At 45.4% G+C, this 22,440-nt stretch carries 20 protein-coding genes; 16 read left to right on the top strand and 4 right to left on the bottom strand.

Going from position 1 to position 22,440, the window contains the following annotated elements; all coding sequences use genetic code 11:
• Nucleotides 1–2 precede the first annotated feature (2 nt).
• Entirely contained in the window at nucleotides 3–1,361 is a 1,359-nt protein-coding gene (gene mgtE, locus PATL_RS03305) for a magnesium transporter (protein WP_011573537.1), read from the bottom strand.
• 198 nt (nucleotides 1,362–1,559) lie between these two features.
• On the opposite strand from mgtE, the gene PATL_RS03300 reads away from it, so the two are divergent.
• From PATL_RS03300 to PATL_RS03280, 5 genes are all read left to right on the top strand, one after another.
• Nucleotides 1,560–2,228, top strand: a complete 669-nt coding sequence (locus PATL_RS03300) for a response regulator (RefSeq protein WP_011573536.1) — start codon at nucleotides 1,560–1,562, stop codon at nucleotides 2,226–2,228.
• Nucleotides 2,229–2,326: 98 nt separating this feature from the next.
• Nucleotides 2,327–3,568 carry an ATP-binding protein gene (locus PATL_RS03295; RefSeq protein WP_011573535.1) on the top strand — a complete coding sequence of 414 codons (1,242 nt, stop codon included), beginning with the start codon at nucleotides 2,327–2,329 and terminating at the stop codon, nucleotides 3,566–3,568.
• On the top strand, nucleotides 3,555–3,908 hold the full coding sequence (locus PATL_RS03290) for a cupredoxin domain-containing protein (RefSeq protein WP_011573534.1): 354 nt from the start codon (nucleotides 3,555–3,557) through the stop codon (nucleotides 3,906–3,908). Before PATL_RS03295 ends, PATL_RS03290 begins: the two co-directional genes overlap by 14 nt.
• Nucleotides 3,898–4,656 carry a hypothetical protein gene (locus PATL_RS03285; protein WP_011573533.1) on the top strand — a complete coding sequence of 253 codons (759 nt, stop codon included), beginning with the start codon at nucleotides 3,898–3,900 and terminating at the stop codon, nucleotides 4,654–4,656. The genes PATL_RS03290 and PATL_RS03285 overlap by 11 nt, the downstream gene beginning before the upstream one ends.
• On the top strand, nucleotides 4,653–5,369 hold the full coding sequence (locus tag PATL_RS03280; RefSeq protein WP_011573532.1) for a hypothetical protein: 717 nt from the start codon (nucleotides 4,653–4,655) through the stop codon (nucleotides 5,367–5,369). The genes PATL_RS03285 and PATL_RS03280 overlap by 4 nt, the downstream gene beginning before the upstream one ends.
• A 48-nt stretch (nucleotides 5,370–5,417) precedes the next feature.
• Here the strand turns inward: PATL_RS03280 and PATL_RS03275 are convergent, their stop codons facing one another.
• A complete protein-coding gene (locus tag PATL_RS03275) occupies nucleotides 5,418–6,056 on the bottom strand; it encodes a hypothetical protein (protein ID WP_011573531.1) in 639 nt (212 codons plus the stop codon).
• A gap of 491 nt (nucleotides 6,057–6,547) precedes the next feature.
• Nucleotides 6,548–9,184: a S8 family serine peptidase gene (locus PATL_RS03270; RefSeq protein WP_011573530.1), complete on the bottom strand. Its 2,637-nt coding sequence runs from the start codon at nucleotides 9,182–9,184 to the stop codon at nucleotides 6,548–6,550.
• A gap of 399 nt (nucleotides 9,185–9,583) precedes the next feature.
• Here PATL_RS03270 and PATL_RS03265 point away from each other — a divergent pair, with 399 nt between their 5' ends.
• Nucleotides 9,584–10,792: an ammonium transporter gene (locus tag PATL_RS03265; protein ID WP_011573529.1), complete on the top strand. Its 1,209-nt coding sequence runs from the start codon at nucleotides 9,584–9,586 to the stop codon at nucleotides 10,790–10,792.
• 58 nt (nucleotides 10,793–10,850) lie between these two features.
• Here PATL_RS03265 and PATL_RS03260 read toward each other — a convergent pair whose 3' ends face one another.
• Nucleotides 10,851–11,759 (bottom strand): LysR family transcriptional regulator, encoded by a 909-nt coding sequence (locus PATL_RS03260; RefSeq protein ID WP_011573528.1) that lies wholly within the window; start codon nucleotides 11,757–11,759, stop codon nucleotides 10,851–10,853.
• A 128-nt stretch (nucleotides 11,760–11,887) separates the two neighbouring features.
• On the opposite strand from PATL_RS03260, the gene PATL_RS03255 reads away from it, so the two are divergent.
• The 10 genes from PATL_RS03255 to PATL_RS03210 all read left to right on the top strand — a co-directional run bounded on the left by PATL_RS03255 (nucleotide 11,888) and on the right by PATL_RS03210 (nucleotide 22,388).
• On the top strand, nucleotides 11,888–13,108 hold the full coding sequence (locus PATL_RS03255; RefSeq protein WP_011573527.1) for an acyl-CoA dehydrogenase family protein: 1,221 nt from the start codon (nucleotides 11,888–11,890) through the stop codon (nucleotides 13,106–13,108).
• Nucleotide 13,109: 1 nt separating this feature from the next.
• Nucleotides 13,110–14,222, top strand: a complete 1,113-nt coding sequence (locus PATL_RS03250; protein ID WP_011573526.1) for a phosphotransferase family protein — start codon at nucleotides 13,110–13,112, stop codon at nucleotides 14,220–14,222.
• Nucleotides 14,223–14,927: a histidine phosphatase family protein gene (locus PATL_RS03245; RefSeq protein WP_011573525.1), complete on the top strand. Its 705-nt coding sequence runs from the start codon at nucleotides 14,223–14,225 to the stop codon at nucleotides 14,925–14,927.
• A 77-nt stretch (nucleotides 14,928–15,004) separates the two neighbouring features.
• The gene (locus PATL_RS03240) at nucleotides 15,005–15,754 is read left to right on the top strand and encodes an SDR family oxidoreductase (protein WP_011573524.1); all 750 of its coding nucleotides are present in this window, start codon (nucleotides 15,005–15,007) and stop codon (nucleotides 15,752–15,754) included.
• Nucleotides 15,755–15,853: 99 nt separating this feature from the next.
• A complete protein-coding gene (locus PATL_RS03235) occupies nucleotides 15,854–16,597 on the top strand; it encodes a substrate-binding periplasmic protein (protein ID WP_011573523.1) in 744 nt (247 codons plus the stop codon).
• A 124-nt stretch (nucleotides 16,598–16,721) separates the two neighbouring features.
• Complete coding sequence (locus PATL_RS03230) at nucleotides 16,722–17,576, top strand: bile acid:sodium symporter family protein (RefSeq protein ID WP_011573522.1); 855 nt, start codon at nucleotides 16,722–16,724, stop codon at nucleotides 17,574–17,576.
• Nucleotides 17,577–17,681: 105 nt separating this feature from the next.
• Nucleotides 17,682–18,878 (top strand): benzoate/H(+) symporter BenE family transporter, encoded by a 1,197-nt coding sequence (locus tag PATL_RS03225; RefSeq protein WP_011573521.1) that lies wholly within the window; start codon nucleotides 17,682–17,684, stop codon nucleotides 18,876–18,878.
• A 9-nt stretch (nucleotides 18,879–18,887) separates the two neighbouring features.
• Nucleotides 18,888–19,529: a GntR family transcriptional regulator gene (locus PATL_RS03220; RefSeq protein WP_011573520.1), complete on the top strand. Its 642-nt coding sequence runs from the start codon at nucleotides 18,888–18,890 to the stop codon at nucleotides 19,527–19,529.
• A gap of 133 nt (nucleotides 19,530–19,662) precedes the next feature.
• Entirely contained in the window at nucleotides 19,663–21,693 is a 2,031-nt protein-coding gene (locus tag PATL_RS03215) for a putative bifunctional diguanylate cyclase/phosphodiesterase (RefSeq protein WP_041713251.1), read from the top strand.
• A gap of 110 nt (nucleotides 21,694–21,803) precedes the next feature.
• Entirely contained in the window at nucleotides 21,804–22,388 is a 585-nt protein-coding gene (locus PATL_RS03210; protein ID WP_011573518.1) for a thymidine kinase, read from the top strand.
• Nucleotides 22,389–22,440: the final 52 nt, after the last annotated feature.

Raw genomic sequence — 22,440 nt, 5'->3', positions numbered from 1 at the left:
AATTATAAAAGTAACCAAGTCGCTGTGCCTAAAAAGGCAAAAATTCCTACCACATCGGTAATAGTCGTTAAGATCACACTACCTGCAAGCGCAGGGTCGATATTCATTTTCTTCATCATTACCGGCAACATGGCACCCGCTAACCCCGCCGCGATCATATTCACCATCATAGCGAATGCGATGACTCCACCTAGCATCACATCTTGCTTCCATAACGCAATAACGGAAGCAATAAGCATCGCCCAAATCACGCCATTGAAAAATCCAATTGCCAGCTCTTTGCCAATCAACCAGCGGGCGTTACTGTCACTCACGTGACCCAAAGCCATGCCCCGTATCACCAAGGTTAATGTTTGGTTACCCGCTGCCCCGCCCATACTCGGCACTATGGTATTTAAAATGGCTAATACCGCCAATTGGCTTAGCGTGGCTTCAAATAAATCGCTCACTGCGGCCGCCATCAATGCCGTGACTAAATTCACACCCAACCATACAGACCGTTTCTTGGTACTTTTTATGACGGGTGCAAAGGTATCTTCTTCATCATCAAGACCTGCCATGCTCATCATGGAGTGTTCAGCGCCTTCACGAATGATGTCTACTACGTCATCTATCGTAATACGCCCCACTAGGCGGTTTTCTTTATCAATAACCGGTGCTGACAGCCAATCGTAACGCTCGAACAGGCTGGCCACCTCATTTTCGTGCATATCCACAGGCACAGCCACCGAGTCTTGGGTCATTAACTTTTCAACTTTGACCGCGGGACGTGCAGTCAGTAGTTCGGTCACTGGCACACTGCCAATAAGCTGGTCGCTGCGGTCAACCACATAGAAGGTATCAGTGCCTTTGGGGATATTTCCTTTGAGACGTAAATATCGCAAAATCACATCAACGGTGACTTCAGGGCGCAACGTGATCGTGTCGGTGTTCATAATGAAACCGGCTGTGTCTTCACCGTAGGAAAGTGCCTGTTCGGCCCGTTGTCTGTCTTGCTCATCCATGGAGCTAAGTGCATCTTGCGACACTGCTTCAGGCAGGCCAGATAGGGTTTCCACCAAATCATCTGTGTCCATCTCTTCTAGCGCATCAGCCAGAATTTCAGGCACCATTTGGCGAATAATACCGTTTCGTACGTCCTCAGAGAGATCCTCTAGTACGTCACTGTATTGATCGGGTTCGATTAACTGCCAGATTTCTGAGCGTGTGCGACTACGGCTAGACTCGAGCAGCAGCGCCACATCACAGGGTGGCATAGTGCTCAGTACTTCGCGCACTTGCACTATCATGCCATCGTTTAAGGCCTCGTTAATCTCTTCGATTTGATTGCTAAGTTTTTTTGCTTCTTGAGAATCAGGCATAAAATTATTTACCTAGAAAACGTGGGCTTAACATCTTGATTTGTGGCCTATATTCTAAAGGATGCTCGTTGTGATAGCAGTATTAAAATTGTCCTTTTTTGTGATTTAATAGCGCTTAACTCAAAACAGCGTTTTGACGCTTAATGTTGGCTTAAGCTAACGGCGTTATGCTGAGACTTTGATTATAGGGTGATGACAATGCGAATTTTACTGGTTGAAGATGATCGCTCTTTGAGCGATGCCCTAAGTCAATCTCTTCGCAGCGAAGGCTACGCTGTCAATGGTGCCTGCACAGCAGCTCAAGCGTTATCAGCGTTGGCTACAGGGGAGTTCACCATAATGATCCTAGACTTAGGCTTACCAGACATGGATGGCCTTGAAGTGCTACGCCAAGCCCATCGCAACAAACACAGCGTACCTACGCTCATTCTCACAGCCAGAGACAGCATGACAGATAAAATCACAGGCCTAGATTCTGGTGCCGATGATTACCTTGCTAAACCGTTTGATATGCAGGAGCTACTGGCACGTTTGCGAGTCATGGAACGACGATTAGGTACCGCTACAAGTTCGCTCATTAACATAGGCAATGTCGTGCTTGATTTGGCGACGCATCAAGTCACAGCAGACAACAATGAGAAAGAGCTCTCACGCCGAGAATTCATGCTACTTAAGGCTTTAATGGAAAATGCCGGACGTATTCAATCTAAGAGCCAGCTTGAAACAAAACTGTATGAGTGGGGTGATGAGCTATCGAGCAATGCAATAGAAGTTCACATACACAATTTGCGTAAAAAGCTGCCTAAGGATTTCATTAAAACCATTCGCGGCGTAGGTTACAGCGTGACAAACCGCGTGAGCGCCTAATCTTCATGCGCTCCATTCGCCGCCAACTCACGCTCTTACTCATCGCCTTATTGATATTAATTAGCTTCAGCGCCGCATTGCAAGGATATCGTTCGAGCATGCATAAATCCTCTGAGCTATTTGATGCCGAGTTAATGGCGTTAGCCAAGAGCTTTACGCGTGTATTCGCAATACAGCGCAATGAAACATTTGATGCAGGTGAGCAAATTGCCGTGCAATTGTGGCAAGAAAAGCACCTGATTAAACGGTCAACAAATACCCCACAACATAACATTGGCAGGTTTAAGTCAGGCTTTAGCGATAAGAATTTTTCAGGCAAGCGCTGGCGTGTCTATTCACACACATTCGATGATAAGCACACCTGGGTCATGGTAGCTCAGCCGTTGCAGAACCGCTTTGAACTGGCTGACAAAATGATCATTTCCGCGATGGCGCCTATTATCATGACGATCCCGTTGCTGGCGATCATTATCTATTTCGCTGTAAATAGAGGGCTTAGGCCATTGCGCAGCCTATCTGATGCTCTACAGCGCCGCTCTCCTCGAAATTTTTCACCTTTGGTTTTGCAAGAGCCAGCAATTGAATTGGTACCCATGGTCAATACACTCAATTCATTGTTAAGCCGACTGCAAGCAGCCTTTGAGCGAGAGCAGCAGTTTGCGTCTAATGCCGCTCACGAGCTGCGCACACCTTTAAGTGTGCTGAAAATTAATTTACATAATTTGCGCAAAGAAGCCACCAGCGACAGCTATGTTCAACGTATAGACAAACTCCACCAAGATACGGATCGCATGATCCATGCGATCAACCAAATACTCTTGCTAAGTCGGACCAACCCTGAGTATTTTGAAGCGAACAGTACACAGGTAGATGCTTATCACATTGCACAAAGTGTTATTTCAGAAATGTACACCAGCATTGACAACAAACATCAAACCATTGAGTTGATTGGTAGTACCCAAATTATATTAAGTAGCGAGTTTGCCCTGCTGACACTGATGCAAAATCTGATTGGTAATGCCCATAAGTATGCCCCCGTTAAAGGGGTAATTCAGGTCATCGTGCAACAAGATGAACATGATGTTCTGATACAAGTTGACGATTCCGGCAGTGGGCTTAACGATGATGAATATACAAAAGTGCTGGAGCGCTTTTATCGTTCTAGCAAACATATGACGCAAAAAGCGCCGGGTATTGGGTTAGGCTTAGCGATAGTAAAACAGATCGTTGATTTGCATCATGGCTTTGTGCATTTGCAGCGTTCAGAGTTAGGTGGCTTGTCGGTGCAAGTTCATCTGCCTAAAACGCGAAGAGAAGAGGTAAGCAGTGCAAAAGTATAGATATTGCTTAACCATCATACTGTTCGTCCATTCAGCTTTTGTTTTTGCCCTGCCTGAGATGACCATCACCATTCGGGATCATTTATTTTATCCATCCGAAGTGCTTGTCCCTTCCGGTCAAAAGGTAAAGTTAGTGTTTATTAATCACGATCCCACTCCAGAAGAAATAGACAGCTTCGAGCTGAACCGTGAAAAAGTCGTTTTTGGTAATGCCAAGGCCAATGTTTACATAGGTCCTTTAGAAGAAGGGGAATACCAATTTTTCGGGGAATTCCATCCTGCAAGCGCGGTGGGCAAGGTCATAGTGATATCGCCAGAGGCGTATGCAAATGCTCATTAATACTGTCATCCTTTTTCTACGAGATGCCTTGCCCATTTTTGTTTTATTAAGCTTGTTGCGGGTTTATGTGGGAACACCTTGGAAACAATTATCTCTCGGTTTCGCAACAGGTATTTTATTGGCTGCTGTAGTGGTGTTGAATCAACACATCATCAGTCAATGGTCTTTTGGAGCGGGCTATGAATTGCTAAAGAGTTTGACGCTTATCTGTGCCTATTTAATGTCAGCCTGGTTAATCATTAATAATCGCAACAGCGTATTTTGGCTCGCAGGTGCCGTAGTAGCGGTATTTGTTGTGCCAAGAAGTGCTGAGTTTTCTATCTATGTGGTGGGGTTTTGGCTTCAAAAAGACGCATTAGTACCTATCGTACTTGGCACAACACTAGGCCTAGGGATTTGCATCAGTGTGGCTATCTTATTAGACGTCATCTTAGGCAGTGTAAAAAGACGGTACTTAGTGCAATTCACATTTTCGTTATTTATTGCCGGACAAGTGGCCAACGTGGTGTTGCTATTACAGCAAATTGATTGGTTGACTGACCCAGGCCCACTATGGAATATGAGCGCATTTATTTCTGATGAAAGCGAATATGGGCATTTATTGAAAGTGCTAATCGGTTACGAGGCGGCACCGAGCAGCTACTACTTATCCACCTTGTGTTTTGCGTTATTGCTTCCCTTTGCGATCCGGGCGATTCGACTCACTTTTAAGCGCCATAAGGTTTCAAATTTGGAGAACCATACATGATCTCCCGTCTGTCTTTACTCATTTTCGTTGTCACTACGCTGATTTCAAGCATAGCCGCAGCTCAAGAGCGCCAATCAAACAACGTAGTAGATAAGATTTATCACCCTTATGTGCTGCCCTTAGAGCAAGAATTTGAGTGGCGAATCATGTCTCGGCAAAACGATGAGGGCAACGCGTTGGTGCAGCGTGTGTCATTCGGTCATTCGATTGACAACCGCCTTACGCTGCAAGCCTACCTTGTAGGTGATCGTGACGAAACAGACGATTTCGGATTGGTCGCATACGAATTAGAAGCCAGATGGATGCTGACCGAACAAGGTAAGTACTTCGCTGACTGGGGGGCTTTATTCGAGATAGAAAAAGCACATCAAGAAGACAGCTGGGAATTTACTACAGGTATATTGGTAGAAAAGGAGTTCGGCCGCTCAAGCGTTACCAGTAACTACCTGATGGTGTATAAGTTTGGCAATATAGTAGACAACTCGTTTCATTCAGAGTTTAGGCTGCAGTATCGCTATCGATTTATCCCTGAAATTCAGCCTGCGATTGAGTTATACACTGCCGAGGATTTTGTTGGACTTGGCCCCTCATTTATGGGGATCCATCGTTTCGAAGCGCAAAAGCAGATTAAATGGGAATTAGGTTTTATCGCAGGTTTGAATGGCGATAGCAAAGACCACACCTTGCGCGCTTCACTAGAATTTGAATTTTAGTATTTCTTATATAACCAGCAGCCTCAGACATTTTTGGGCTGCAGCCGCTTACAGATGAAACGTATGCAGCGAAGATAAAACGTACCACTGAGCTTTGCCAGCATCGACTTTCACTTCTATGTGCAAGCCGTTGTTTTCGTCATTAAAGTGCGCGTACGCGTTCGCCGCTTTTGAACAATTGCGTTGATAAGCATACGAAAATTTAACCAACTCTAATGAATGCACTAATGCCAAATAGTTTGGCATTAGCCAGCTAAATGCATCAAGTAGCCATGCATCTTGGTTAAGCTTGTTCTGCAAATCGTTTGGGTATTGCCCGTCAAGTTGACATTTATTACCCACAAACTTAAGAGTGAACTGAAGCTGATGCTCGGTATTGGTATTTGTTATAACTGACCCTTTCTTCGTTATAACTGACCCTTCATTCGTTGTCACTGGAGCGTGCGTCATTCCTGTATCTTGCAACATCTCACAGTGAGTTTCGATTCGCTCTAGTAGGCGCTCAGTCTCTTCACGCATATAGTAATCAAGACCCGTGATGGCTTGGTATCGCACGGGAACATCTGTTATGCATAATTGAGGTAGCAATTGCTGCAATATAGGAGCTGAGCCGATTTTTGGCTTAGGGGTGTGCGCAACGCGTTGTCGGCTATTTTGGGCAAGTTGTATATGGGTAGAACCTATCATAAAAAAACCTAGTGCTAGCCTAGCGGCGCAGTTAACAATGAATCAGATACCGCAACTCAGCAGAGATTATGCCAACGCTATAATTTCCTTTATATTCATACAGTTAAATTCTCATTGACGGGAAAATAGTCTCGTTTAATTGCATGTGTCATTTTTCTGACTGAGGCAGTGAGTAAGCCAAAAAGTCTGAAGGGATGAAGTAATGAAGGGATGAAGGGATGAAGGGATGAAGATGAAGATCAAGTAATGAAGGTGGGAACAATGACAAGAAGGCAATGTGTAAATCTATGAAAGTGCGACGATGCAAGGTGTGAAGATTCGAACGCGTGAACAAGTCAAACCTGAGCTGTTACACCTGAGCTGTTACACCTAAACAAAGAAAAAGCCGAACTCGTTTTCATTCAGTTCGGCTTTATACGCTTTACTAATGTAGCTTGTTTAAAATAGCTTGTTAATATAGTCCGTTAATGCAGTCCCATAAGCGCGCTAATTTACGGGCGCTCAATGACCAGTCTGAAATACACCAAATTATCTAGGTCATTATCTGCTGACCAAATCCACTTGGCACCAGCGGAGCCATTCAAGCGGCTTACTCGTGAGCGCCAAGGGTTCACCCCATACGAGCCATACGCTCTGGCATTGCCCCAACTGCTGTCATCAAAAGCCTGAGTATTCCAATCATCAAACGTTTGAGTAGAGATTTTCCAATCACTGTCACTAACAATAACCCCTTGCTCAGTCTCTATTTTGGCAATAAGCGCTGCAATGCCGTCAACATCTTGTGCTTTAACAGCCAGTACATTGCGACCAGAAACAAGTTCTACGGTATAACTTTTAGCGTACATCCAGTTGGTAGATGAGCCTAAGAACACTCCGTTAAAATAGGTATCCTCGAAATTATCGACCGAAATAGTAATCGTCGCCATTTCAGAGGTTATAGGCGCTCCAGCAATAGACAAACTCAGTTCTAGCTGAGCTTGTTCTCCGGTGGTATCAGTTACCTCAACCGTGAATACAAACTCGCCTGGCGCATCAGGTGTACCTGCTAACTCACCACTTTGCGCGTCTAGCGACAACCCGCTGGGTAAGTCCCCACTAACCACAGACCATAAGAATGATTCGCTGCCACCGCTGGCGCTTAATGTCACGGAATAGGTTTCCCCCACCTGACCTTCAACTAACGCTTGGGTGTTGATAACGACTGGCTCAGGCGCGGGTTCTTCGCTTGCCGCGATGTGATAGCGAAAGTACACAGTGTTGTCGTCATAACGCGCATCTGACCAGAGCCACTGTGCTTGGCTGCTGCTTGGCCACCACTTTACTTTTTTATACCATGGCCATACACCGTAATAGCCATAGGTACTGGCCGCTTGCCACTGACTGTCATCGAAATCAGTTTGCTGCCATCCTTCAACAAATTCGGTAGACACTTTCCAATTTTCATCGCTGTAAAATGGTTGTCCATCAAGATCTAACTGGGCTATTAATGCGGCCAAGCCATCAACGTCCATTGCTTTGACCGCTAAAACGTTATCCACCTGAGTCACATTGACGTTATATAACTTACTGGTTTTCCAATCGCTGGACCCACCTAACAACACACCATTAAAATATAGCTCTTCTGAGTTATCCACACTGATTCGAATGCTGAGCTGCTGGTCTATTTCAGGCTTTGGCATTAAGTTTTCGGCCGCCGCCCCAATAGCGATACGCCCAAACGTCAGTGAACCGGAGTCGACTGCTTTTGCTGTGTTCAATAAAGCACTTAAAATTTGCGTTTTATCTGGTGTATTTTCTAAAGAGGCCAGCGCTGCAAAGGCACCCGCGACATGGGGAGCTGCCATCGAGGTCCCTTGAGCAGAAGAATATTTGCCCCCTGGAACAGATGATTGAATACTGGTGCCTGGTGCAAGTAGAGTAAGAAAGTCAGCTTTATTGGTAAACCAAGCCATACCATCACTGTCAGTTGTGGCACCGACGCTAACAGCATTACTCACACAACCTGGCGCACTGATTTTATTGCTGTAACCGTTATTACCTGAGGCGATAACAACAGCGATCCCCGCATCATTCAACTTACTGACCGCGCTAGCATAACTGCGATTGGCTGAGTCACATGCACTTTGCGATAAATATCCACCAGCGCCAAGGCTAATGTTCACGGCAGGGATAGAATAAGTATTGCGCAGGGCGTAAACGCGCTCTAGTCCTTGAATAACGTCGGAGTCATAAGCGCCTAAACAAGGCGGGCTACCGCTACAATAATCGTTGTCTAAGATTTTCGAGAACACCTGAATAGCTATAATGTCAGCGTCTTTTGCCACCCCATGCAGGTTTTCGCTGCCGCCTGCAACAATACCAGCCACGTGAGTCCCGTGATAACAACCACTGAAATCACAAGCCTGTGCTGCGCCTTGGGCAATTTCGTCATTATTACCGCTTGGGCAAATTGAATCAGAAAAGCCCGAACTGCGATGAGTAGAAAAGCACGCTTCTGACACGACTTTAGCGCTTAAAAAAGGGTGATCAGATTCAACACCTGAATCTAGCACAGCCACCGTCTTCCCCGCTCCAGTTGCCCCTATTTCATAAGCGTTTTCAGTGCCGATTATAGCGGTGCTTTGTGCCAACGAAGGCTGACGAATTTGATCTATTTGAATACTTTTAACTTGAGATGATTTCTCTAATGCGCTCAGGGCTTTGGTATCTATGTCATACACAACCAAAGGCATGTGAGTAAAACTATGTTTGAGTACCGCCCCTGACTGACTAAGCGTCGCTTGCAAGCTCGCTTGTGCGCTGGCAATCGCTTGCAAGGCAAATTGCTCACTCGCCTGCTCTTGCGCCTCAGCGGACTTTTCTGTGGTGGACTGTTCTGTGATAGTCTGTTGTGAATCTGATTGTAGCGCCGATGCTGCGTTGTTGGTCTCTAGATTAAGTTCGACTATTACCCGAATCGTGTCCTCTTTTTGTAGCTGGGTAACAAGCAATTCATGTTGCTTAGCGTTTAGAACATTAGGCTGGGCCTCAACTTCTGTCAGCTCGATTGCCGCGCTGTTTGCAGCCAAAAAAACACACAAACAACCCACAAAGTAGCCTGTGAATCGGTCTAAAAGATCATTTTTCATGATTTCTCTCGCAAAGCAGTAAACACTTATCTTACTCTATAAGTGTTGTTAAGTTCCGGAAGTAAGGTATCGAAATTCAGGCTATCGAATACCCTCCTTTCAAAGCGGTTCGAAACATAATTTCGTATGTAACCAAGTAATACATAGTCGCTTTGAATAACAACTAGCCTTTAGTTTTAAACACAATGTTAAATTTTCATGAGCTATGTACTTTAATTCTATATAGCGAATGCAAACTTTAGGTTACGCAAGGTATGATTCTGCCACAGCAAGGCCTAAATGGATATAAAGGCTAAGCTTGGCAACCACAAACACATAAAAAATAGCCGTTGCAAACACTAGGTAGAGCTCGCAATTTACCTCGCTGTAACATTTATTCGACACACAGAGATATATCACATGCAAGATGTCACAAGCGCCACTGAGTTATTGGTGCAAAGTTCTAATACTTACTTTTTACTCATAGGCGCTATCATGGTTTTTGCCATGCACGCGGGCTTTGCTTTTTTAGAAGTGGGTACCGTACGTCATAAAAATCAGGTCAATGCATTAGTTAAGATCATCACGGATTTTGGTGTGTCTTGTGTTGCTTATTTTTTCATTGGTTATTGGGTCGCTTACGACACCACTTTTTACAGCAGCGCGAGCGAGCTAACCACCAACAACGGTTACGACCTCGTTAAGTTTTTCTTCTTGATGACGTTTGCCGCTGCCATTCCGGCCATTATTTCAGGCGGTATTGCTGAGCGTGCCAAGTTTAACCCATTCTTACTGGCATCTGCGGTCATCGTTGCCTTAGTGTATCCCTTCTTTGAAGGCATAGTGTGGAACGGCAATTACGGCGTGCAAGATTGGATAGAGCAAACAACCGGCGCCCAATTCCATGACTTTGCAGGCTCAGTGGTTGTGCATGGTATCGGCGGTTGGTTAGCCCTGGTGGCGGTATTCTTCTTAGGTTTGCGTAATGGACGTGTTAAAGACAAAAAGCTTATCGCTTTTGCCCCGTCTAACATTCCTTTTCTAGCCCTCGGAACATGGATTTTATGTATTGGTTGGTTTGGCTTTAACGTCATGTCAGCACAAACCCTTGATGGCATCAGCGGCTTAGTGGCCATGAACTCTCTTATGGCCATGGCCGGTGGTATTATTGCCGCTTGGTTATTTGGCAAAAATGATCCTGGTTTTGTTCACAATGGCCCCCTTGCTGGCCTAGTGGCTATCTGCGCGGGCTCGGATATTGTGCATCCGATTGGTGCACTGGCCATTGGTGTAGTAGCAGGATGGCTATTTGTTACCTTGTTTACCTTTATACAAAAAAGTAAGAAATTAGATGATGTGCTGGGTGTTTGGCCATTACACGGTCTGTGTGGTGCATGGGGCGGTATCGCAGCTGGGATTTTTGGCAGCGAAAGTCTAGGCGGATTAGGCGGCGTTAGTATAGCGGCTCAAGCGATGGGCACTATAGGGGGGATTCTTGTCGCCCTCATAGGCGGGGTGATTGTTTACGGCTTAATTAACGCCATCACAGGGCTGCGTTTAACAGAAGAAGAAGAGTACAACGGCGCCGATTTAACCATTCACCGTATTGGCTCAACCAACGACGACTAACTACTTTATTGAATTTAACCTACCCGCCGCTGCAATAGCGGCGGCTTATTTACCCCAGCTAATTTATAAAAATTCCGTCAAATAATGCTCTTAGCCATGAGAGAGCAGAATCCTGCTCAGTGTTTTTATGCCAGTAAAGGTGCGTGGAAATATCAGCTATGTTGACGGGCAAACTGACCAGTTGCACATCATCTTGCTTAAGATGCTCAGCAATTCTGCGCGGTACCGTCAGTAAATGATTAGAGCAGGCGACCATGCCCTTCGCAGAAAAATAGTTCTGACAGCGGATCACGACTTTGCGTGACAAGCCTTGTTGTTGAAAGAGTAAATCTTCAACTGATGCGCCACTTGAACGATTCGATACCCCTATGTGTTCGGCATTAAAGTAAGCGTCCTTGGTTAAGCGATCTCTTAAGGGATGGTCTTTACGCACTAAGACACAAAATTCATCGTCTATCAGTTTTTGGTGCAATACAGGGGACTTTATCGGCAAAGCAACGTCTAATGCTAAATCGATATGGCCAGCGCCCAGATCCCGCGTTAAGGTAATGCGATCGACCCTGACGCTAGAAAACGTCACTTTCGGTGCCAGCAAAGCGAGTCGCTCAGTCAGTGCTGGCAAGATGCTAGGCTCTAACGCGTAATGCATACCAATTCTAAAATGGTGCTCACTGGTTAACGGCTGAAACTCTCCCCAGTGCTGCATTATTTGGCGTAATCGGGTCAGGTTATCGATGATCAGCGGAGCCATTCGTTGGCAGGCTGGCGTGGGCAGCATACGATTGTTACTCCGCTGAAATAGCGGGTCTCCTAGACATTCGCGTAAACGCTTAATGGAGTGGCTCACCGCAGAGGGCGTAATGTGCAAAGCGTCTGCGGTACGGGTCATATTCTGTTCTACATACAAACTTTCAAAAACTTTTAACAAGTTCAAATCGAGTTTTTTAAGAGCGTGAATGTCAGCCATAATCGCACCAATACATAATGAATAATATTCATAGTATACCTGTACTATTTTTCATTTCATTCAATTTGAAAATACCGTTATGCTCCCTTCATACAATGTAAGCCATTAACGAACAGTAAGGATAAATCATGGATTTTGCTCATAGTGAAAAAACTCAAGATTATATTGCCCGCGTAAAAGCATTTATGGATCAACATGTTTACCCAGTAGAAGAGCAGATTTATCGTGAAACGGAAGAATTAAACCCCACAGGCGACTGGACGAAGTGGCAGATGCATCCTTTTATCGAACCACTTAAAAAGAAAGCGCAACAAGCCGGTTTGTGGAATCTTTTTTTACCAGACGATGAGTTAGGCCAAGGCCTGACTACCTTAGAATACGCACCGTTAGCTGAAGAAATGGGCCGCGTGTTATTCGCCTCTGAAATATTTAACTGTAATGCCCCTGATACCGGCAATATGGAAGTGCTTTACCATTTTGGCAACGAGCAGCAAAAAGACCAATGGCTTAAGCCATTACTGGCAGGCGAAATTCGCTCAGTGTTTGGTATGACTGAGCCAGATGTTGCTTCATCAGATGCCACGAACATGCAAGCCACAGTAGAAGTGGATGGCGATGAATTGGTACTAAACGGTAAAAAGTGGTGGTCAACAGGTTTAGGTCACCCGAATGCCAAAGTGACTATTTTTATGGCGTTATCAAACCCAGAGAATAACAAGCACAGCCAACACAGTATGGTGATTGTGCCGCTTGATACCCCAGGTATTGAAATTAAACGCATGCTCAGTGCCTATGGTGATTTTGATGCGCCTTCAGGTCACGGTGAAATGCACTTTACCAACGTACGCGTACCAAAAGAAAACTTACTGGTGGGGTTAGGTCAAGGTTTTGCAATCGCACAGGGCCGCCTAGGACCGGGCCGTATTCACCATTGTATGCGTTCCATCGGCGCGGCTGAAAAAGCGTTAGAACTTGCTATGAAACGCAGTATGAGCCGCAGTGCATTTGGTAAGCCTCTACTTAAACTTGGTGGTAACGGCGAACGTATCGCTCAAGCCCGTATCGCTATTCATCAAGCGCGCTTAATGACACTGCATGCCGCATGGAAAATCGACGAAGTCGGCGTTAAAAATGCCATGACTGAGATTTCTGCAATTAAAGTGGCTGTGCCTAAAATGTTGCAGGACGTGGTTGATATGTCAGTACAACTGCACGGCGGTGCAGGCATGAGCAGTGATTTCCCACTGGCTCGTTTTGCAGCAGGCGCCCGAGCACTGCGTTTAGCCGATGGTCCTGATGAAGTGCATATGGGCATGGTAACTCGCTTAGAACTGAAGAAATACACCTAGTATGAGCGATATAACAAGCACCAACGTCGCTAATGCCCAGCCTCAAAATGATCAAGCAGGCACAGTGCGCCAAGGCGAGGAGCTCAATCTTGAGTCCCTCTCCCCTTGGATTGCCAAGCAAATTGTAGGGCTAAATGGCGTGCCAAAGGTAACTCAGTATGCAGGTGGTGCATCGAACTGGACATACTGCTTGGCCTATAGCAATCCAGCAGGCGTGGACACAGAAGTTATCTTGCGCCGTGGCCCTGCCGGCACCAAAGCTAAAGGTGCTCACGATATGGGCCGCGAACACAAACTGCAAGCCGCCTTAAAACCGGTGTACCAATATGTGCCAGAAATGCTCGCTCACTGTGCAGATGAATCCATCATAGGAGCTGAATTTTATGTAATGGAAAAGCTTAACGGCATCATTCCGCGCAAAAATATGCCTAAAAATTTACACCTATCCGCCAGCGACACGCGAAAGTTATGCGAAAATGCCTTAGACAGCCTAATTGAATTGCATCAGGTTGATTATAAGGCGGCAGAGCTAAGCCATATTGCGAAGGGCGAAGGTTATACCCAACGCCAAATTGATGGCTGGATTGGCCGTTACCAAAAAGCGCGCACGTGGAACGTCCCTAAAGCGAACTATATCTGTGATTGGCTAAAGGCAAACATCCCTAATGACGAGCATATATGCCTGACCCATAATGACTTTCGCTTCGACAACTTAGTACTCGACGCACAAGAGCCCACACGTATTATTGGTGTACTCGATTGGGAACTCGCCACCCTGGGTGACCCTCTGATGGATTTGGGCAACAGTTTAGCCTATTGGGTACAAACAGATGATGACAAACTCGCCAAATCAACCCGCCGTCAACCTACTCACCTGCCCGGTATGTATTCTCGCCAAGAAGTCATCGAGTACTATTTAGATAAAACCGGTTTGAAGGCTGATAACTTCGCATTTTATGAGGTATACGGATTGTTTAGATTGGCCGCCATCGCCCAGCAAATTTATTATCGTTACCATCACAAACAAACCAATAATCCAGCCTTTAAAAACATATGGATTTTTGTACATTATTTGATGTGGCAATGCCGCAAAGCGATAAAGGGAAAACGTTAGATGGCCAGTATTTATTTGATCCGTCATGGGCAAGCCTCATTTGGCAAAGATGACTACGATTGTTTATCTGACGTTGGTCATCAACAAGCGACTCATTTGGGGGCGGATTTAGCCCGAAAAGGTATCTCTTTCGATAACGTCTTTCGTGGCGACATGTTGCGCCATCAACAAACGGCTGAAGCCTGTTTGCACGCCATGCACGCGCCGGCGCCAATTGTCGCGAATATGACAGTTAATTCAGACTGGAACGAATATGATCACCAAGATATCTTGGCGCAACTGGATCCAGACTTTGCTACGCCAAATGGTGTAAAGCGCTATCTGTCTCAACAGGAAAAGCCTAACCACGCATTGCAAAGCCTCGTTAATAACGCGTTTTCCAGATGGATAAGTAATGATTTTGCCGAGCAATATACTGAGTCATGGCCCGCTTATCAGAAACGTATTCAGCAAGCCTTGCAAAGTACAGTTGCACAAGCCCAAGATTCGAAACACATTGCCGTATTCAGCTCAGGCGGCCCCATTGCATTTTTAAGCCAAATGCTCCTCAAGGTGCCTGCAAATAATTTGATGGGCTTGAACTGGACATTGGTCAATGCGGGGGTCACTAAAATCATTGCCAGCAAGCATGGGCTGGTATTATCAAGTTTAAATGATCATTCCGCGTTTGAGGGCCACAACCGCCATCTCATCACGTACAAATAACGATTAATAGCGATTACTAACAATTACTAGCGATAACCAATAACAGCTAACAAAAACTAAGAAGAGATAGATTCAACATGACAAGAAAGAATATCGTTATTACCGGTGCTAGTTCTGGCCTAGGAAAAGGCATGGCCATTGAATTTGCTAAAATGGGCCGAAACTTAGGTCTGTGTGCCCGCCGCGTAGAACGTCTAGACGAACTAAAAACCGAATTACTGGCGATTAACCCTGATATCAATGTCTTCATTCGCCCTTTAGACGTGGACGATCATGCACAAGTGTTTGAAGTCATTAAAGGGTTTGCCGCAGATATGGGCTCCTTAGACAGAGTAATAGTTAACGCTGGCATGGGCAAAGGTGCCTCGGTAGGTACGGGGTATTTTCATGCCAATAAACAAACCGCGGTAACTAACTTTGTTTCCGCACTGGCACAGTGCGAAGTCAGCATGGAGATTTTCCGTGAACAAAATGCGGGTCACTTAGTTACCATTTCATCGGTCAGTGCCGTTCGCGGTGCGCGCCGAGCGATGACGGTGTACGCGGCGACTAAAGCCGCGCTTACCTCCATGACCGAAGGTATTCGCATCGATGTTATGAACACCCCCATTAAAGTCACGACAATTCACCCTGGGTTTATTCAAAGTGAGATAAACGAGAAAGTGAAAACGGTGCCGTTTATCGTCGATACTGAGACCGGCTGTAAAGCCATGGTTAAGGCCATTGAAAAAGAAGTCGATAGCAGCTTTGTGCCAACGTGGCCTTGGGCACTATTTCGCTACATTGCTCGTATTGCACCGCTCAGCGTATTGGCAAAAATGAGTTAGAACAGGTGCCACATTTAGTAAACGTTAGTTTTCGCCCGTACTATCGCTTTTTTCTACTATGCTAAAAGCGTGCTGTTGTGTAGTAATGGGGTGATACGCATGATGCCAAACACCAAAAGCCCTTGGATGTTACTCTGCCTTTTTTGGATTGGTTTCAGTCACGCTTCAGAGCAAGAAACCTTAATAGTCGGTTGCCAAGATATCGACTATTATCCACGTTATAATTTTAACTTAGCGGATGACAAAGGCTACGCATGGGCTGTTTTAGAAGCCTTCTCTAAAAGCAGCGGCCATCAATTTGAGTATCGCGCTTATCCCATTAAACGTTTGCAGCGTGAACTTGCAGATGGAAATATAGCATTCGTCTATCCTGATAACGCCGGTTGGCAATCTTTGCACCAAAAGATTGACTCTCATAAGCTATTAAGCGAGCCATTAATAGCCGCAAGCAGCGGTACTATCGTGCTAGAAAAGCGCGAGTTTAACCCAATCGAAAAATTCAGCTCACTCGCAGTCCCCCATGGGTTTACACCTGAGCACTGGCTTGAAGTCATAGCTCAAAAGCGCTTAAATTTATTAGAAGTTGATACACCAATTGCAGCACTCAATTTAGTGCTCAAAGACCGAGTAGACGGCGCGGATATCGAATATCATGTTGCCCGCTATTTACTGACCCAGTCTGGGCAACAGAACAAGGCAAAACTTGCCAAAAACTTGCCCCATGGCCCAGTAACCTTTCATTTGTCTACCATCGAGCGGCGAGACGTTATTGAGCAGTTAAATGCCTTTATTGCGTCAATCCAAGCGCTGATGACACGGCTTCGTATTGAATATCAGCTATAGGGAGCCCTGAATAACAAAGACCCAGCCATTTACGCTCAAGCGTTACCACTGACCTCTAATTCTCGTCGATGCATAAATAGCATTGATACGTAAAGTCTAATTAAAATAGCGAAATACATAAATAATGACTGAATCCTACTTAACACAATACATAGCTCCCCTTGTTTTGGCGTTTATCATGTTTGGCATGGGGCTAAGCTTAACTAGAAATGACTTTCAGCAGTTATGGCGCGCTCCGTTGCCGATAGTGGTTGGCTTGTTCGGCCAAATGATGCTGTTACCCGCACTGGCTTATGCACTGGCAATCACGTTTGATTTGGCCCCTAATTTAGCCATTGGCATTATGATCCTAGCTGCCTGTCCAGGCGGCACGAGTTCAAATATAATTAGTCAGCTGGCCAGAGCAAACCTAGCGTTGTCGGTTAGCCTGACGGCCATTAGCTCACTCATATGCGTGCTCACTACCCCGCTTATTATCCAATTCGCTGTTGTGCAATTTGGCCAGCAAGAAGAACAATCTTTCTCTCTTCTTACTACCACTCTAGGGCTAATATTGATTACCTTATTACCCGTGTTCATCGGTATTATTATTCGTCATTATTTTGCTCAAAAAGCCCTTCGTTGCGAGCCGTTCTTTCGTCACTTGGCCAGTGCCTTTTTGCTCCTCATGATTGTTGCCATTGTTATTCAAGAAAGAGATACCCTGACCTCTTCTTTCGCAGCGGTATTTTCAAGTGCACTGACCTTAAACCTGCTGGCAATCATGACGGGCATCGGTTTAGGTTTATTGTTCAAATTTACACCTAAAGATAGCATCACGCTGGGTATTGAAGTGGGCGTGCAAAATTCGGCCATGGCAATCCTTATCGCGATTACTTTTTTGCAACGAGCTGATTATGCTGTTGCCCCTGGGGTATATGGCGTGACTATGTATATCGGAGCATTTTTACTGGTTCTGTTGGCTAAGAAATACCGCTAACGGTGCGTTAGGCGCTGCGCTTATTTACGATCTGGTAGAAATTTTTCTATTCTTTTGTATTTCACTCATGCTAAATTTGTATACAAATTTATTAAAGTATACAAAATGAAAGATTTATTTCGCGATCTGAGTTTTTCCGCCATTAGCGCTGGCTTTATTGCCGTGTTAGTGGGATTTGCCAGTGCTGTGGCCATAGTGTTTCAGGCCGCCCAAGCCGCTGGCGCCTCTCACAACATGATAGTGAGTTGGGTGTGGGCGCTAGGTGTAGGTATGGGCGTTGGCTGCTTGGGGTTATCATGGTATTACCGTCGGCCGATCATAATAGTGTGGTCGACACCTGGCGCTGCATTGCTGGCGACGAGCCTTGCAGGAGTGAGTATCGAAAATGCCATTGGGATCTTTCTTTTTGTCGCGCTTTTAACCTTAGTAACGGGTATTTCAGGATGGTTCGACAATCTGACGAAACGCATTCCGATGCCGTTAGCCAGCGCTATGTTAGCGGGTATTCTATTGCAATTTGGCCTCGCCATTTTTAGCTCTTTTACTCTCGAGCCTATGCTCGTTGGCCTTATGATACTCAGTTACTTTATGGCTAAAAGAGTGGCCCCTCGTTTTAGTATTTTGCTGGTTTTAGTCACTGGCGTGTTGTATGCCCAATACGCTGATATGTTTGATATGAGTGCGATAGATGTATCCGCAGCCAGGCCTGTTTGGGTATCGCCAACATTCGATTTATCACTCTTGATCGGCGTGGGCTTGCCCTTGTTTATTGTCACTATGACCTCGCAAAATTTGCCCGGCATGGCCGTTTTAAAAGGCAGTGGCTACACCGAGCAACCAATATCCCCTATTATCACCACCAGCGGGGCGCTTAATTTAGTACTAGCCCCCTTTGGTGGTTTCAGCTTTAACCTAGCGGCAATTACCGCCGCTATTTGTACCAGTGAGGAAGCCCATGCCGATCCTGCCAAGCGCTACATTGCAGGTATATCGGCAGGGGTCTTCAATATAGTTGCAGGATTAGGTGCCACCGTGGTGGTCAGTTTATTTGCGGCATTTCCAGTTGCGCTAATATCAACCTTAGCCGGCCTTGCTTTGCTGGGTACAATAGGCGCAAGCCTCGTTAACTCAGTATACGATCCTAAGTATCGCGACGCGGCCGTATTGACCTTTTTGGTGACCGCTTCGGGCGTATCATTTTTCGATATCGCATCTGCATTTTGGGGACTAGTGGTGGGTATGCTGACATTGCTCTTTAGCGTAAAAACTAAATCTGACACACACGCTAAGCAGCAAAAATAATGAGTACTTATGCATAACGTAAAGACACAAAATCTATATCAGCAGTTGAAGCAGGATATTGTTTGCGGCAAGTTGCCTGAAAAAACCGCGCTTAAGCAGGTCAAGCTTGCTGAGCAATATGGGGTGAGTCGTATTCCCATACGTGATGCACTGCAACGCTTGAAAAATGAAGGTTGGTTAGTGGCACATGGCAAGTCCAGTGTGATGTTGCGACCGCTTAACGCCCACGACGCAGAGGATTTGTATCTAATGCGTTTGCAGCTCGAACCGATGTTATTCGCCCACGCTCTCATGAATATTAACTTCGAAACGCTGGGTAAAGCGCGGGATATATTGCAGCAACTACAAATGACCTCCCCCGACGATATATTGTTAAACGGAGAGTTAAACTGGCAGTTCCATCGCTGTTTGTATTTACCTGCTAGTCGCCCTGTGCTGTTTGATACGGTGGCACAAATGCACTTGCTATGTGCCAGATACATTGGCTTTCAAGAAACCACGCTGGATCATTTTTCCCATAGTCAACAAGAACACGAGTCGTTACTAAATGCGATTAGTGAAAAACAGTACGAAATGGCCGATACAATTCTTAAGGAGCATATTCGTAGTGCCGGTGAAAAATTAGTCCAGTACTTATCTACGAGGCCGTGACGTAATTGTTACTATTTCAATAAAATTACGGTAGATTATTAGCCTAAAAGCAGCACACGTGCATGGCAGCTTCCGGTTAATCTACGCTGTGCACTCTATATCTTCAATACTAGCCAACATACTTAGGATGAGAGTGAGCAATACATCTGCAGAATTACATGCGCTAAATAGTCAGGATGCCGCCAAGTTACTGTATAGCAATACGGGGGCGGCCTGCTCCATCACTTTTGCAGCCAGTAGCGTACTTGCATTTGGTTTTTTGGGCACAGAAGTGAGCGAAATCAAGCAAGTTTGGTGGGGATGCATGTTAGTGGTGTTAACGCTGCGCTTGATTGACGGTATTTACTGGCAACGCAAAATCAAACCACGAAATGATTTTGATGGCGAAGCAGCGCAACGGCGTTTTGGCATTGGCTGTATTGCCACCGCATTCGTATGGGCCTGCTTACCAATATTAACGTTCGATCAGGTTAATTTGCTTGAGTTTGCGACCATGATCATTGTGTTGTCTTCCATGGCGGCCGGTGGGCAATCCGTATTAGCTGCTAATGCACGTATTTCTATTTCCTATGCACTGATACTGTTAGTGCCTATTTCTATTCTTGGGGTTATCTCAGACCAAGACTATCGCGTCATTCTTGGCGCATTAGGATTAACGTTCAGCATCGGCTTAGTTTTTTCCTACACTAAAGCTGTAAAATTTACCCTTGATTCCATCAATATTAAAAATATGAATATGGCGATGAGTGAGCAACTTCGCCAAGAAAAATACCAACTGGACAAAGTGAACCGTGAGCTCAGCGAAGCCTACGATAAACTTAACGCTGTAAATAGTACCCTAGAGGAGCAAGTCAGTAAGCGCACCGAGAAAATCGCCCAGCTGTCTTATCTCGACCCACTTACGCAATTGATGAACCGCAAATCCTTTACCCAAACTTTGAGTAAATTAACCGCTAGGGCATCGCAAAGTAATAGTGAGTTGGCTTTGTTGTTTATTGACCTTGATGGGTTCAAAAAAATTAACGACACCATGGGTCACCAAATGGGTGACAGTGTATTGCAGGAAGTCACAAAACGGATAGGCGCATTTGCCGATCAAAATAAGCTCGGACGTTGGAACGGCGACGAGTTTTTAGTCGCACTACCTTATAGTGATGCGCAAACCGCACAAGCCATCGCCAGCGCGATCATTACCAGTATTTCTCAGGTGATTACGGTTAACAATAACAGCGTGCATTTAGGAGCAACTGTGGGCATTGCCATGTGCCCCGAGCACAGCACTGAGGCGGCTGAACTTATCCAATTCGCAGATTTAGTGATGTGTGAGCAAAAGGCCAGTACAAATCGCACGCCCGCATTGTTTAGCAATGAACTTCAGCAAAAAGTGCTCGACACACAGGTTATTCTAGAAGGCCTACAACAGGCCACAGAGCGACGCCAACTGTATTTGTGCTACCAACCTATCATGTCTGCAAAAGACAGCACCTTTTGTTCATTTGAAGCTCTGTTAAGGTGGGATTTTGCTGGTCGATTTATCGGGCCGGATGAATTTATCCCATTAGCTGAGAAGTCAGGATTAATTAAAGAGATCGGGGCTTGGGTACTCAACAGAGCATGCATGGATGCCAGTCAATGGCAGCATGCCCACAACGCTGCGGTATCAGTCAATGTATCGGTTATTCAACTCATGGATGACAGTTTTATCCGAGCTTTAGATAACGCACTGCGTAGTAGCGGACTCAGCCCAGAACGATTACATTTAGAGATCACAGAATCTGTATTTGTGGATAACAAAGTGAAGATAAAGCAGCAGCTTGAAGCCATTCAAAAACGCAAAGTACTGGTGTCAATTGATGATTTTGGGACCGGCTATTCTTCATTATCACAACTACAATCCTTGGCTGTGAACCAAGTGAAAATTGATAAATCATTTGTTGATAACATGGAGAACAACGGCGAAGCCATTATTCGCGCGACCTTATTTATCGCCAGTGAGCTAAACTGCAAAACAGTCGCTGAGGGTGTCGAAACACTAGAGCAGGCCAAAGCACTGAAAGCCATGGGAGTAGATTATTTACAAGGCTACTATTTTGCTAGACCTATGCCTAATGAACAGCTTATCGAATGGCAAAACCCAGTCACGGATGTAACCGTCACCGAGTAACGACAAAATAGCCTTTCAATAGCTTACTTTGATGGCGATATCCGCTAACATACCTTGAAAATAATAACGAACGCCAAATTATTTTGGTGCACTTCAGGATCCCGCTTTTCATGGCCCAGCTTTACTTTTACTACTCTGCAATGAATGCAGGGAAATCCACATCTTTATTACAATCTGCGTATAACTACAAAGAGCGAGGCATGCGCGCCGAAATATTTACTGCCGCTTTGGACGACCGCTTTGGTATTGGTAAAGTCGCATCGCGGATTGGCCTAGAAGCCAGTGCACACCTTTTCAATGGCTCCAGCAACTTACATCAGCAAATATTAGAGTTAAATAGCGATAAAAAGCTAGATTGCGTATTTATCGATGAAGCCCAATTTTTAAATAAACAACAGGTGCAACAACTCGTATCTGTGGTGGATGACTTAGACATTCCCGTTCTCGCTTATGGGCTTAGAACTGACTTTGTTGGTGAAACATTTGAAGGCAGTCGCTATTTAATGGCTTGGGCTGACAAGCTGATTGAGCTTAAAACTATTTGCCATTGCGGGCGAAAAGCGACCTTTGTAGTGCGCTTGGATGAGCATGGGAATGCGGCAAAAGAAGGTGCGCAAGTTGAAGTCGGCGGCAACGATAGATACGAGTCTATGTGTCGTAAACACTTCAAAGAGCTGGTGTGGGATCAAGCTTAGCTTTTAGTCATCAAAGTAAATTCAAGTAACAAAAAAGGCTCATATTTGAGCC

The organism is Paraglaciecola sp. T6c, assembly GCF_000014225.1.
Classification (GTDB): domain Bacteria; phylum Pseudomonadota; class Gammaproteobacteria; order Enterobacterales; family Alteromonadaceae; genus Paraglaciecola; species Paraglaciecola atlantica_A.
Note: the sequence above shows the minus strand (reverse complement) of the source record. Positions and strands in the feature narration are given on the sequence as shown.